Origin of the sequence: Bacillus halotolerans, assembly GCF_004006435.1 — a bacterium.
Lineage (GTDB): Bacteria > Bacillota > Bacilli > Bacillales > Bacillaceae > Bacillus > Bacillus halotolerans.
Map to the genome: position 1 here is coordinate 763,004 of NZ_CP029364.1, position 13,347 is coordinate 776,350.

Genomic DNA, 13,347 nt, shown 5'->3' on the forward strand with positions numbered 1-13,347 from the left:
AAGTAAGACGATTCGTCGTTCCACCGGAGATGTTTGTCATGCTCAATTCGCGTGTTTTTCCCGTTTGTAACGACTCAGGCCGGGCTGTGCCAACGCAATCAAAAAAGTCATGCCATATAATACACCCGCCGAAATAAAAGCTGTTTTTGCACCAGCAGCATCAGCCAGCAGTCCCATGATGGAATAAGTAAAACCAGACCAAGGAGTCAACAGCGCGTTTTTGGCAGCCATGATCCCGATGCGCTTATGTGCCGGAATGACCTCCTGCAATACGGTTTCCTGACAAATATCTCTGACCTGATAAAAAGGCCCCATCGCCGCGCAAGCCAGGGCGCATAAAAATGGGAAGGGAGAAACCGCAAAGAAAAATGTCAGCACTGACATTACAAGTGAGCTGAATATAATCGCGTACCCCATGTTTCGCTCAAAAAATGCAGAAAAATGGATGGCGATGACACTGCCGATCATAGCACCTATAAAATAAGAAGCGTTAAAGATTCCCCACCACACTTCTGTTTCATGCAGAACAGCCACTGTAAAAGCCAAAAGAATGGCAGATGACCAAACTGAGCCGGCTAGAGCTTCTATCATGTCCATTGCAGTGATGTCTCTTACAATCGGGGTTGTCATCAAATCCTTCCATACACTTCTGGCAGATGCTGTTTCAGCTGTTCTTTTCATTCCTTCATCGTTCACATGAAGCAGGCTGATGAAAGCTCCGGAAAAGACAAACAGGCATATGGCACTGCCGACAACGAACTCAAAAGATACAGCATATGTAAGAAAACCTCCAAGTCCCCAGCCAGCTGTTAAAAACAATTGATTAGCGAGTGAAATCACGCCGTTCGCTTTCACGTAATGCTCTTTTGAAACAATGACAGGCAGCAGCGCGAACCTTGCAGGCTGAAAAAAGGCGCCCGAAAATGAAAAACAAAAAACAAACAGCAGCGTCATGATCAAGGAGGAAATTCCGTTTTGGCTGACACTGTATGCGATTAGCATCGCAAAGACCGCTCTCAGCAGACTTGCACCGGCAAGCACCTTTTTAAAACCAAGCTTATGGAGTGCATCTGAAATGCAAAAGCTTGCCGCAACACTTGCAAACGACATGAATGATAAAATAAGACCCGAAAAAAAGACAGAATCGGTCATTTGATAGACCCTTACCATTAAAACGATTGTCACTAGTACTCCAGCTAAAGATTGTAGAGATTGCGACAGAAGCAGCGCAAAGACATTTTTCTGATGAATAATTTGAATAGTGTCCGCCTCCGTTTTTCCTCTAATTGTAAAAGATATGACTCTTACTTTCTATCAGCCTGTATAAAAAAATCCTTCAAAACATTTGTTTTGAAGGATTTTCAACTTATTATGAGTAGGCTTTAAATTCTTCTTCCGTGCACATCACAAAATGATCTGGTTTTACTTCACGGAATTCCATCTTTTCTCCATCCTTTAGCCGATGCACGGACGGATCGTATTTCTGGCGGACACGATTTCTCTCATAATCCGGGTCAGGAAGCGGAATGGCAGAAAGCAATGATTTTGTATACGGGTGTAGCGGGTTTTCGTAAAGTTCATCTGCCGGCGCAAGTTCAACCAGCTTTCCGAAATACATCACTCCGATACGGTCGCTGATGTATTTGACCATTGATAAATCATGGGCGATAAACAAGTAGGTGAGTCCTTTTTCCTTTTGGAGTTCTTTCATTAAGTTCACGACTTGTGCCTGAATAGACACATCCAATGCAGAAATCGGTTCATCCGCGATAATAAATTCAGGATCAACGGCAAGAGCTCTCGCGATCCCGATTCTTTGCCGCTGTCCGCCGGAAAATTCATGCGGATAACGGTTGGCATGCTCCTTGTTTAAACCGACTGTTTGCAGGAGCTCATGAACCCGCTGCATACGCTCTTTCTTCGTTTTCGTCAGCTTATGAATGTCGAGGCCTTCAGCAATAATATCTGCGACTGTCATTCTCGGATTCAGCGATGCATATGGGTCCTGGAAAATCATTTGCATTTTGCGGTTGAATTCGAGCAGCTTTTTGCGGGATTTTTTACCGTGAACATTTTCACCGTTAAACAGCACTTCGCCATCAGTTGCTTCGTACAGCCGAATGATACTTCGGCCTGTTGTCGATTTACCGCAGCCAGATTCACCAACCAAACCTAATGTTTCGCCCCTATAGATATCAAACGACAGGTCATCTACGGCTTTAACCGTTCCTCTCGGCGTAACAAAGTGCTGTTTTAAATGTTTGATTTCTAATAGTTTCTCCGTCAATTTATTCACCTTCTCTCACTAAGACAGGTTTTTGATACGTATTCGCCAGCGTCCGCATTTTCGCTTTTACCGTTTCAGGCGGCTCTACCTTTGGCGCATCAGGATGAAGCAGCCACGATTTCACATAATGAGTATCGGAAACCTTAAACATTGGCGGCTCCTGTTCAAAATCAATTTTCATCGCATATGAGCTCCGGAGCGCAAAGGCATCTCCTTTTGGAGGATTTGTCAAATCAGGCGGCGTGCCCGGGATTGCCGTCAGCTGTTCGTCTCCTGAGCTGTCAAGTGTCGGCATGGATGCCAGCAGCCCCCAAGTATACGGATGTCTCGGATCATAAAAAATCTCGTCTACCGTACCGGTTTCTACAATCTGTCCCGCATACATCACGGCAACTCTGTCGGCTACGTTAGCCACAACACCGAGATCGTGAGTGATAAAGATGATGGACGTGTCAATTTTCTTTTGCAATTCTTTCATCAATTCAAGAATCTGCGCTTGGATGGTCACGTCGAGAGCAGTTGTCGGTTCATCGGCAATTAACAGCTTCGGATTCGCCGCAAGTGCCATCGCAATGACAACACGCTGTCTCATCCCGCCTGAAAACTCGTGCGGAAATTGGTTGACCCGTTTTTCCGGCATTGGGATACCTACTAAATCAAGCAGCTCAACAGCACGTTTTTTCGCAGCTTCATTTGAAATGTTTTCGTGTTTAAAAAGCACTTCCGTAATTTGTTTGCCGACTTTCATTGTCGGATTTAAAGAGGTCATCGGATCTTGGAATATCATTCCGATCTCTTTCCCCCGTACATTTTGCATTTCTTTTTCGGACAGCGGCACTAAATCCTTGCCGTCAAATAAAATCTCACCGCGTTTAAAATAACCCGGGGGCATCGGTATCAGCTTCATGATCGCTTGAGATGTCACACTTTTTCCAGAGCCTGACTCCCCGACGATTGCCAATGTTTCTCCTTTATTCAGATGGAAATTCACTCCGCGGATCGCCTGAACCTCTCCGCCGTATGTTTTAAATGAAATAGCTAAATCTTTTACTTCTAATAGGCGTGTCACCCGTATCACTCCCTTATTTACGTAACTTAGGATCCAATGCGTCTCTTAATCCGTCGCCGACAACGTTAAAACCAAACATGGTAATGCAGATAAAACCGGCAGGGAAAAACAAACGCCACGGATAATAGGTCAATGCAGGCAATCCGTCAGAAGCCATCGTTCCCCAGCTTGCAAGAGGAGCCGGAACACCAAGTCCTAAATAGCTTAAAAAGGCTTCTGTAAAAATCGCGGTTGGAACAGTTAGTGTCATCGTGACTAAAATAGAACCCATTGCGTTCGGCACGATATGTTTAAACAGCAGACGGGATGTTTTCGCCCCGAGTGTCTGCGACGCAAGCACGTATTCCTGGTTCTTCAGCTGCAGCACTTGTCCGCGAACGATTCTGGCCATGTTAATCCAGCCCGTAATCGTCATGGCAATAATAATCGTTAACAGCCCTTTCGGAAGAACGACCATCAGCAGGATAACCATTAATAATGAAGGAACAGCCCAAAGGATATCTGCGATACGCATCATAATCTCATCTGTTCTGCCTCCGCGGAACCCTGAAATACTGCCCCAAATCACACCGATCAGCAAGTCAAGAACAGCGGCCGCGACACCGATAAAGATTGAAATTCGCGCACCTACCCATGTACGGACGAAAATGTCCCTTCCTAGATCATCAGTCCCGAACCAGTGATCTTTTGAAGGCGGCTTATCCGCATTTAAGAGATTAGTAGTCGAATAATCATATTTTGAGAAAACAGGCGCAAAAATCGCCATGAGAATAATGAGAACAATAATAACAAGCCCGACCATCGCAAGCTTATTGCTGCGGAAGCGTAGCATCGCATCTTTCCAGAGGGAAAGGCTCTTTTTACTTATTTTCTCAGCATCGCCGGCATTCGCTGCGGCTGGTTCAAACATGTTTTTTGGAATGTTCTGCATGGCCTAGGCTCCTTTCTTTGCTTTGGAAAGCTTGATTCTTGGATCAATAATGCCGTATAACACGTCTACGATTAATACACATAAAAGCAGGATGACACTGAAGAACACCGTTACACCCATAATGACCGTATAATCACGGTTTGTAATACTGTTTACGAAGTGTGAACCAAGCCCCGGGATACCAAAAATGGTTTCAATGATAAAGCTTCCAGTTAAAACTTGAGCGGCCATAGGGCCCATATATGTAACGACTGGCAACAGCGCGTTTCGGATGGCGTGCCGCACTGTAACTGCAGGACGCGACAGCCCTTTCGCTTTCGCTGTACGAATATAATCACTGTTTAACACTTCAATCATGCTTGAACGGGAAAGTCTGGCAATAAACGCCATCGGCATGGAAGCAAGTGCGATGGAAGGCAAAAAGGTGTATGACCAGGACTCCCACCCCGCGACCGGAAACAGCTCAAGCTTCATGGAGAACACATATTGCAGCACAGCCGCCATGATAAAGCTCGGAACTGAAATACCAAAGATCGTTAAAATCGCGACGGTATAATCCTGCCATTTATTATGATAAAGGGCTGCAATCACCCCAAACAGTACACCAAACGCTAAAGCGAGGAGAATAGCTTCTGCTCCAAGAGTGAATGAAACGGGGAAACCTGAACTGATCAGGTCGTTAACACTCTGACCTTTATATTTAAATGACGGTCCGAAATCCCACATTGCAACTGATTTCAAATAGCTCGCATATTGTACAAACAGCGGCTTGTCCAGGCCATAATGCGCATTTAAGTTTGCTTCAATTTCAGGCGGAAGCTTTTTCTCACCTGAAAATGGCCCGCCCGGTGCTGCTTGCATTAAGAAGAATGTCACGGTTACAATCACAAATAATGTGATAATCATATAGACTAAACGTCTTCCGATATATTTTAGCAAGGGGGAACACCTCCATGGTTTTTACATTTTTACAATCCATCAGTAAGAAAGGTATATGGGAAATAGGTCCCCATATACCTTGAGGTTTTTGTTTTCACAAATAAGACTTATTGAAAGTACGAGTTTCTGAAATAAATTTCTCCGGTTCCAGTAATGATGGTTCCTTTCAGATTTTCGTCTTGCACCCAAGGAATCGTATAAAAATAAACTGGCGCTACTGGCATTTCATCAATGAAAATACCTTCTGCTTTTTTCAGCAGCTCAGCACGTTTAGTTGGATCAGTTTCAGTTTGTGACTGGTTCAGAAGTTTTTTGAATTCTGGATTTTCCCAGCCGGTATCGTTATTTCCTCCGTCTTTGTCACGGAACAGCTCAAGGAAGTTAATAGGATCATTGAAGTCGCCAAGCCAGCCCATACGGCCGATTTGATAATCTTGGCTGTGAAGCTTATCAATATATACATTCCATTCTGAGTTATCAAGCTCTACATCCACGCCTAAATTTTTCTTCCACATTTCTTGCACTGCTTGAGCGATTTTTGCATGTGCATCATCAGTGTTATAAGATAATTTGATTTTCGGCAGGTCAGATGCCTTGCTTAAGCCCATTTCTTTCAGGCCTTTTTCAAGGTATTCTTTTGCCGTTTTGACATCGTTGTCTTTGTAGTAGCCTTCTTTGTTATCTTCAAATCCCTTCATTGTCGGCGGCACCGCAGCCATTGCCGGGATTTGTTCACCCTGTGTAATGTTTTTAACAATCGATTGGCGGTCAATCGCATAAGATAATGCTTTACGGATATTGACGTTGTCTAACGGCTTCGCTTCAGTATTGAATTTGTACCAATACACACCTGCCATCGGCTCAACATGTAAAGAACCGTCTTTTTTCAAGCTAGGGAGCGATTCAGTCGGAAGCTGTCCGAGCGGCAAACCAGCCCAATCAAGTTCGCCAGCTTGGAATTTTTTCAGTTCAGTATTGTTGTTGTTGATCATAACCATATTGATTTTCTTCAGTTTGACTTTGTCTTTATCCCAGTATTGATCATTCTTTTCAAGATCGATAGATCCGCTGTGTTTCCATGCCGTCATCTTAAATGGCCCGTTTGACACATAATCGTCTCCGGCATTTGTGTTCCACTTTTTGTTTTTCTCTGCAATTTTTTTGTTAATCGGCATATAAGTATAAAATGCTGTTAATTCAGTGAAGTATGGAGTCGGGTTGTTTAGTTCAACCTTTAATGTCTTATCGTTTTCAGCTTTCACTGCCACATCATCAAGGCTGCCTTTACCGGTATTTGCCGCCTCAGCACCTTTTATGTAGTAGAGCTGGTAAGCGTATTGTGATTCGTTATTAGGATCAAGCGCCCATTTCCATGCATATTCAAAATCTTGCGCTGTGACAGGGTCACCGTTTGACCATTTTGCATCATCACGAATCGTAAACGTATAGGTTTTTCCATCTTTGCTTGTTTCAATTTTAGAAGCTGCGCCTTCTTCAGGTTCACCATCTGCATTAATACGTGTCAATCCTTCAAAAGTCTGACGGATAACCCCGCCTGATACCGAGTCATTTGCCAATCCGGGATGTAAGGAGAACGGCTCAGTTTTAATATTAATGTTAAGAGTCGTCTTCCCTTTGCTGTCTTTTTTCCCATCACCGTTTGAACCGCTGCCGCCAAAGCCGCATGCGCTCAGCACGAGAGTGAAAATGAGCATTAACGTGACAATCGACCAACGTTTTTTCATATCCACAAACCCCCTAATAATCATTTTTTCAGCTCCTTACGGCTAAATCCTCAGAAATATCAGACAAATGAACCTAAGTTTACATAACTTTTATTCTGTTCCGTCTTTTCTGATTATTTTTGTAAAAAAGCTGTAACAATAGAGTGAACAAGTTCATTATAATGAAACAAATTCTTTATTGCAATATTATTTTATCAATTTAAAATTTTTAAACTTCGTTAGTTTTTCTGCCAATAACGCGATATCCTTCTGCCGTTTAAAGCATAAATTGATTAAAAACTATTTTAGAAGTTTCCAATCCATATTGCTTTATACATATAATATCTGGCTGTTTAACTGCTGAGAGCGGTTATCATTTGGGCGATTTATAACTGTTCTTTTATTTATATCATTACAATTTTCATGCAAAAAGAACGTTTTTTCAGGATGACAATTGGTTATAATTGATTTATAATGAAGCAATCAAAAGAAAAGCTTGCTATGAAAAAGAGTAGTACACATTTCACCCGTTTGAAGAGAGTCTGCGGTGCTGGGAGCAGATATCGGGCAATGTGGAATGGACTTTGGAGCAGCTGACCGAACCAAAAAGTAGGCTCAGCCGGAGCAGTCTCCGTTACAAACGTCAGAGTGATTCCATTTTAATGGAATAATCAGGGTGGTACCACGGTTCATTCGTCCCTTTTTTACAGGGGAAGAATGAGCCTTTTTTATTATGTTCTAAGAAATGAGGTTGATTTTCCAATGAAACAGACGATTTTTTCAGGCATCCAGCCAAGCGGTTCCGTTACACTCGGCAACTACATCGGTGCAATGAAGCAGTTTGTCGAACTGCAGCATGATTATAACAGCTATTTTTGCATCGTAGACCAGCATGCGATCACAGTGCCTCAGGATCGGCTTCAGCTGAGAAAAAACATCCGCAGTCTGGCTGCGCTTTATCTAGCTGTCGGTCTCGACCCTGAAAAGGCAACACTGTTTATTCAATCAGAGGTTCCCGCACATGCACAGGCCGGTTGGATGATGCAGTGCGTCGCTTATATCGGCGAGCTTGAACGAATGACTCAATTTAAGGACAAGTCAAATGGCAAAGAAGCAGTTGTCTCGGGCCTATTAACGTACCCGCCGCTGATGGCTGCTGACATTCTGCTGTACGGAACAGATCTTGTGCCTGTCGGCGAGGATCAAAAGCAGCATCTTGAGCTGACACGAAACCTTGCAGAGCGCTTTAACAAAAAATATAACGACATCTTTACAATTCCGGAAGTGAAGATTCCAAAAGTAGGCGCCCGGATCATGTCTCTGACTGACCCGCTGAAGAAAATGAGTAAATCTGATCCGAACCAGAAATCTTTTATTACATTGCTGGACGAACCAAAGCAGCTTGAAAAGAAAATCAAAAGCGCTGTGACAGATTCTGAAGGTATTGTAAAATTTGATAAAGAAAACAAACCGGGAGTTTCCAACCTTCTTACGATTTATTCAATTCTCGGCAATACGACGATTGAAGAACTTGAAGCGAAATACGAAGGAAAAGGCTATGGCGAGTTCAAAGGTGATTTGGCAGAAGTGGTAGTCGGTGCATTGAAGCCAATTCAAGACCGTTATCATGAACTGATTGAGTCCGAAGAATTAGACCGGATTCTTGATGAAGGCGCTGAGCGGGCGAACCGAACAGCAAACAAAATGCTCAAAAAAATGGAAAATGCCATGGGTCTCGGCCGAAAAAGACGATAACAAAAAGACCGCTCTTGCGATTTGCAAAGAGCGGTTTTTTTTAATTTACCTTTGATTCATTTTCTATTTCCCAAAGCTTCTCAAAAAAAGGCTGTCCTTTGATCAGGTTTTCGCAAAAAGCCAAATGCTTGTCCGACCAGCCTTCAATGGTTTCGTTATACAGCATGTCCCAAATCTCTTCAAAGCTCATCCGTTTGATTTGTTCATACATATGCGGGTTCCACTCTGTGTACCAGTAACCAATCTCCGCACGGTTTTTCAGCCCTTTTAATTGATCCAGCGCCATAAACATAAGCTGCTTAATTTGCCGCTCTTTTCTCGTTAATCCTCTGACGTGCTCTGGTGCCAATGATAAGATATGATATTCTTTTGAAGACTCCAGCTTCTTCGGCTCAAATTCATACGTTTCCGGCTCTACATCTTTCACCATTTCATACACGAGCTGCTCCTGGCGCGGAATAAGGCGGCTTTTTCTGACAGGGATCGTGTAGCCGATTGTATCAACAGCCAAAATGCCGATTCCGTCCGTCACAACAAAACAATACTCCAGCTTTGTGCGTTCATGATTTTTGCGAATGTACGATTTTTGATGAACCTCTTCAAGCAAATCTTTTGGAAGCTCTGACAAATCGTTTTCTATGTAATGAAACAATACTGACGGCACCCTTAAGAGAGGCACCTGATCCAAAAGCTCAACCGTATCTTCCTTGCGCCATTCATGAAAGTGGCATACATTGTAGCCATTTTCTTCCCCTTCAAACCAATTGACCCACACATCATGAAGAAATAACATCTCTAACCCCTCACTTTATAAAAACTGTTGTCCACAGTATAGGCAAGGTGCAGAGAAATTATTCCATAGAGATTGAGGAAATCTGGAATAACTGGGTTTCTGTTAGAAACACAAAAAGCAGACTTCCTCGTATATTTTCTGACAAAGGAAATCTGCTTACTCTAGGGATTCGTTACATTTTCTAACGAACATGATTTTCATTTTTATTTAATATTTTTAGGATCAAGAGCATCCCGCAAACCGTCTCCGACAAAGTTGAAGCACAGCACGGTAATTAAAATAAATAGCCCGGGAAATAATGGGTACCACCATGCTTGAATCATCACTGTGAAATTTTGTGCGTCTTGAAGCATATTTCCCCAGCTTGCGATTGGCGGCTGAATCCCGAAGCCTAAGTAGCTCAGCGCGGACTCAGCGAGAATAACTGAACCTACCTTTAATGTTGCTGACACAATAATCGGTCCTAATGCATTGGGGAGAATATGTGAAAAGATAATTTTGTGAGTCTTCGTTCCGATTGTTTTAGCAGCCAGAACGTATTCCCTTGAACGAAGCGATAGAAACTCTCCTCTTACCAATCGTGCCGTTGTTGTCCAGCCGGTGAGACAGAAAATTAAAATTAGTTTGTCCACGCCAGGCTTAAAAATGGTAACCAGCGTGATCAGCAAGAAAATATCCGGAATGGATAATACAATGTCGACTAAACGCATAATGACAGCGTCGACAATTCCTCTGAAATAACCTGCTAACGCCCCTAATACAGTTCCGATTAAAATAGAACCGACTACAGAAGCAAAACCGACCAATAAAGAGACGCGCGCTCCATACAAAATCCGGCTGAAAATATCGCGGCCGAATTTATCCGTTCCCATCAAATGTTCAAGGCCCGGCGCTTTATACTTATCAAGCAAGCTTTGCTGTTCTTGGGGGTAAGGTGCAATCAAAGGAGCGAAAACAGCCGACATAACAATGATAAACAGAATGACGGCACCTAGAATGGCCAGCTTGTTTTTCGAAAATTTTTCCCAGAAGATCTTGGTCATCGTCTCTGGTTTTTTCGAAATGTTTTCTTTTAGTCTGATCTCCGGCGAGGGAGTTGTTTGCAGCTCTGACATCTCTGTTTCCCTCCTCTTAATATTCGATCCGCGGATCAACAATCGCGTAAAGGATGTCTGCAATGAGGTTTCCGACCACGACAAGCACTGCCGAAATCACGGTCATTGCCATAATAACCGGATAATCACGCTGGAATGCCGAATCGACAAACAGTTTTCCCAGCCCCGGCCAAGTGAAAATCTGCTCTACGACAACCGCTCCGCCGATAAAAGAGGGAATCATTAAACCGAAGATCGTAATAACAGGCAATAGCGCATTCCGCAAGCCATGCTTAAATAGCACGCGATTTTCTTTAAAGCCTTTTGATCTGGCTGTTCGGATATAGTCTTGGTTTAACACATCAAGCATATTTGACCTTGTATATCTCGTTAAGCCAGCCATATCTGCCGTAGCTAACACAAATGCGGGTAATAACAAATGATGAATCCGGTCTAATAAGCTAAAATCCGTGTTAAGAGTAGCGACTCCCCCAGTTGGGAACCAGCCGAGGTTCACAGCAAATACCATAATTAAAATCAGACCGAACCAAAAGTTCGGAATGGCTAAACCGATAAATGAAGTAAATGTAATGCCATAATCCAGTTTTGAATAAGGTTTTTTTGCAGAAATCACACCAAATGGGATTGAAATGATCAGCGCCAAAATCGTCGACACCAGCATAAGGAGGAGTGTGTTAGGCAGCCTTGCTATAATCAGCTCTGAAACAGGCGTTCCTTTTCTGATAATGGACGTTCCGAAATCCCCTTGAACCATATTGCCGAGCCACTTTAAATATTGAACGTATTCCGGGTCATTCAGGCCGTATTTTTCAATAAACTGTGCTCTGTCTGCCTGGCTGATGGTAGGGTCCATCATAAGCGTCATCGGATCTCCAGGAGCCGCTTTCATAATGACAAAAGACAAAATTGTAATTCCTAATAAGATAGGAATCGAAGCTAATGTTCTTCGAATGATATATGTAACCATATTCTTGTCCCCTTTGTGGTTCTTTTTCAATATAGATGGGGAAGGAAATTCGCTCCCTCCCCTTCAAGGGAAAATTATTGGGCAAGCCACCATTTTTCAATCTGATATAGTTCACGTTTTGGATGATACACATACCCCTCTAAGTTAGCTGGCATCGCCATATGGTTGTTTGGATAATAAAGGAAGGTATACGGCTGATCTTCAGCAAGCTTTTGGTAAATCTTCTCATACGCTTTAGAGTATTGCTCACGGTCACTGATCGATTTTGCAGCTTTCAGAAGTTTATCGACCTCTGGATTTTTATACCACATGTTATTTAAGCCTTTTTCAGACTGGCTTGAATGGAAAATATCGTAATGATCCGGGAATGTGGACAGGCTCCAGCCTAATACCATTGCGTCATAGTCCCAATTAGGGGCGCTGGTTTGCTCAACAAGCGCACTCCATTCCACGATTTGCGGCGTTACTTTAATACCGACTTTCTTCAGCTGCTCTTGAACAACAACTGCAATATCTTCACGCACCTTATTTCCTTGGTTCGTTTTCAGCGTAAACTCGAATTTTTTGCCGTCTTTATCTAAGATGCCGTCACCGTCAGTATCTTCCCAGCCGGCTTCTTTCAGCATCTTCTTCGCTTTCTTCACATTGTATTTAAATTTAGGCACTTCTACGCCTTTCGGATAGTTCCAGGAAGCCGGACTTTCCGGGATATAAGCGACCTCTCCGTCGCCATCCAATACAGTTTCCACCATCGTTTCACGATCTAACGCTGTGGTAAGCGCCTGGCGCACTTTTTTGTCTTTAAAGAGCTCGTTTTTCTCATTCCAGCCGATATATGAGTAGCTAAGCGCCAAGTCTGTTACAACCTTGACATTATTAAACGATTCAGCTGTCTTATAATCAGTTGACGGAACGTTAAAGAAATCAATATCCCCCGCTTGAAGCTGGGCAACCGCAGCATTGGCATCAGGAATGATTTTATACGTGACACTGTCTAAATACGGGCGCCCGTCATAGTAATCATCATTGGCAACGAGCTTCACGTATTGCCCATCTTTCCATTCTTTAAATTTGAAAGGCCCTGAGCCGATCGGATTTTTCCTGTTAAATTCATTATCTTCAAGCTGCGCAACCGGTACATCTTTTAAAATATGCTCCGGAAGAATGCCGTAGCTGTCTAATGTATTGTTATAGAAGTTAGGGTCTTTGTATTTCAGGGTAAATAAAACCTCGTAATCTCCCTTTTTCTCTACTGATTTCAGCATTTCAAAGTTAGATCCGCGCTCACCTTTGTAATCCTTGTTCAGCGGGATGTTAAACGTAAATACTACATCGTCGGCAGTAAGTTCTTCTCCGTCATGGAACTTAACGCCTTTTTTGATTTTTACATCATATTTCAAACCGCCATCCAGCTCTTTGACACTCTCAGCCAATGACATTTTGACATTTAATTTTTCATCTGTTTTTGTTAAAAAGCTGTAAATCATTTGTTCTATATCCGTACTCGATTCATCTGTTGAATATAATGAGTTGAAAAGTGTCGGGGCACCGATTGAACCAACAACCAAGTCCCCGCCCTGCTGCGGTTTGCCGGTTGATTTTTTCTCGCTGCTGCTTGATTTCGATCCCGAGCAGGCCGATAAAAAGATGGCCATCACCATTAATACACTTAGCATCATCAGTGCGGTTTTACGTCTTTTCATTAGATATTCCCCCTCTTGAAATGTTCGTTCTTCTTAGCTGCTGTTTATGTAGTATGCATACCCC

The 13,347-nt window shown here is 43.0% G+C and carries 11 protein-coding genes and 1 other annotated feature; of the genes, 1 reads left to right on the forward strand and 10 read right to left on the reverse strand.

What is annotated here, in order from left to right; all coding sequences use genetic code 11:
• Positions 1–42: 42 nt before the first annotated feature.
• The 6 genes from DIC78_RS03835 to oppA all read right to left on the reverse strand — a co-directional run bounded on the left by DIC78_RS03835 (position 43) and on the right by oppA (position 6,971).
• Positions 43–1,260 (reverse strand): MFS transporter, encoded by a 1,218-nt coding sequence (locus tag DIC78_RS03835; protein WP_127695468.1) that lies wholly within the window; start codon positions 1,258–1,260, stop codon positions 43–45.
• A 109-nt stretch (positions 1,261–1,369) separates the two neighbouring features.
• On the reverse strand, positions 1,370–2,287 hold the full coding sequence (gene oppF, locus DIC78_RS03840) for an oligopeptide ABC transporter ATP-binding protein OppF (RefSeq protein ID WP_106020545.1): 918 nt from the start codon (positions 2,285–2,287) through the stop codon (positions 1,370–1,372).
• Between the two features lies 1 nt (position 2,288).
• A complete protein-coding gene (gene oppD, locus DIC78_RS03845) occupies positions 2,289–3,365 on the reverse strand; it encodes an oligopeptide ABC transporter ATP-binding protein OppD (RefSeq protein WP_127695470.1) in 1,077 nt (358 codons plus the stop codon).
• A 4-nt stretch (positions 3,366–3,369) separates the two neighbouring features.
• Complete coding sequence (oppC, locus tag DIC78_RS03850) at positions 3,370–4,287, reverse strand: oligopeptide ABC transporter permease OppC (RefSeq protein ID WP_024120915.1); 918 nt, start codon at positions 4,285–4,287, stop codon at positions 3,370–3,372.
• Positions 4,288–4,290: 3 nt separating this feature from the next.
• Entirely contained in the window at positions 4,291–5,226 is a 936-nt protein-coding gene (oppB, locus tag DIC78_RS03855) for an oligopeptide ABC transporter permease OppB (protein WP_024120914.1), read from the reverse strand.
• 107 nt (positions 5,227–5,333) lie between these two features.
• Entirely contained in the window at positions 5,334–6,971 is a 1,638-nt protein-coding gene (oppA, locus tag DIC78_RS03860) for an oligopeptide ABC transporter substrate-binding protein OppA (RefSeq protein WP_024120913.1), read from the reverse strand.
• A gap of 471 nt (positions 6,972–7,442) precedes the next feature.
• Positions 7,443–7,654, forward strand: a binding site (T-box leader).
• Positions 7,655–7,712: 58 nt separating this feature from the next.
• On the opposite strand from oppA, the gene trpS reads away from it, so the two are divergent.
• Positions 7,713–8,705, forward strand: a complete 993-nt coding sequence (gene trpS, locus DIC78_RS03870; protein ID WP_010333741.1) for a tryptophan--tRNA ligase — start codon at positions 7,713–7,715, stop codon at positions 8,703–8,705.
• A 40-nt stretch (positions 8,706–8,745) separates the two neighbouring features.
• Here the strand turns inward: trpS and DIC78_RS03875 are convergent, their stop codons facing one another.
• The 4 genes from DIC78_RS03875 to DIC78_RS03890 all read right to left on the reverse strand — a co-directional run bounded on the left by DIC78_RS03875 (position 8,746) and on the right by DIC78_RS03890 (position 13,283).
• The gene (locus DIC78_RS03875) at positions 8,746–9,498 is read right to left on the reverse strand and encodes a YjbA family protein (RefSeq protein WP_024120912.1); all 753 of its coding nucleotides are present in this window, start codon (positions 9,496–9,498) and stop codon (positions 8,746–8,748) included.
• A 203-nt stretch (positions 9,499–9,701) separates the two neighbouring features.
• Positions 9,702–10,613, reverse strand: a complete 912-nt coding sequence (gene appC / locus DIC78_RS03880; protein ID WP_024120911.1) for an oligopeptide ABC transporter permease AppC — start codon at positions 10,611–10,613, stop codon at positions 9,702–9,704.
• Between the two features lie 16 nt (positions 10,614–10,629).
• Positions 10,630–11,580, reverse strand: coding sequence for an ABC transporter permease (locus DIC78_RS03885; RefSeq protein ID WP_024120910.1), 951 nt, complete (start codon positions 11,578–11,580; stop codon positions 10,630–10,632).
• A gap of 74 nt (positions 11,581–11,654) precedes the next feature.
• Positions 11,655–13,283, reverse strand: a complete 1,629-nt coding sequence (locus tag DIC78_RS03890) for a peptide-binding protein (protein ID WP_101863854.1) — start codon at positions 13,281–13,283, stop codon at positions 11,655–11,657.
• Positions 13,284–13,347: the final 64 nt, after the last annotated feature.

Excerpts from the sequence above, each read along its gene's own strand:
- oppA (WP_024120913.1), bottom strand. The coding sequence starts at position 6,971 with ATGAAAAAACGTTGGTCGATTGTCACGTTAATGCTCATTTTCACTCTC.
- oppC (WP_024120915.1), bottom strand. The coding sequence starts at position 4,287 with ATGCAGAACATTCCAAAAAACATGTTTGAACCAGCCGCAGCGAATGCC.
- appC (WP_024120911.1), bottom strand. The coding sequence starts at position 10,613 with ATGTCAGAGCTGCAAACAACTCCCTCGCCGGAGATCAGACTAAAAGAA.
- DIC78_RS03875 (WP_024120912.1), bottom strand. The coding sequence starts at position 9,498 with ATGTTATTTCTTCATGATGTGTGGGTCAATTGGTTTGAAGGGGAAGAA.
- DIC78_RS03890 (WP_101863854.1), bottom strand. The coding sequence starts at position 13,283 with ATGAAAAGACGTAAAACCGCACTGATGATGCTAAGTGTATTAATGGTG.
- trpS (WP_010333741.1), top strand. The coding sequence starts at position 7,713 with ATGAAACAGACGATTTTTTCAGGCATCCAGCCAAGCGGTTCCGTTACA.
- DIC78_RS03885 (WP_024120910.1), bottom strand. The coding sequence starts at position 11,580 with ATGGTTACATATATCATTCGAAGAACATTAGCTTCGATTCCTATCTTA.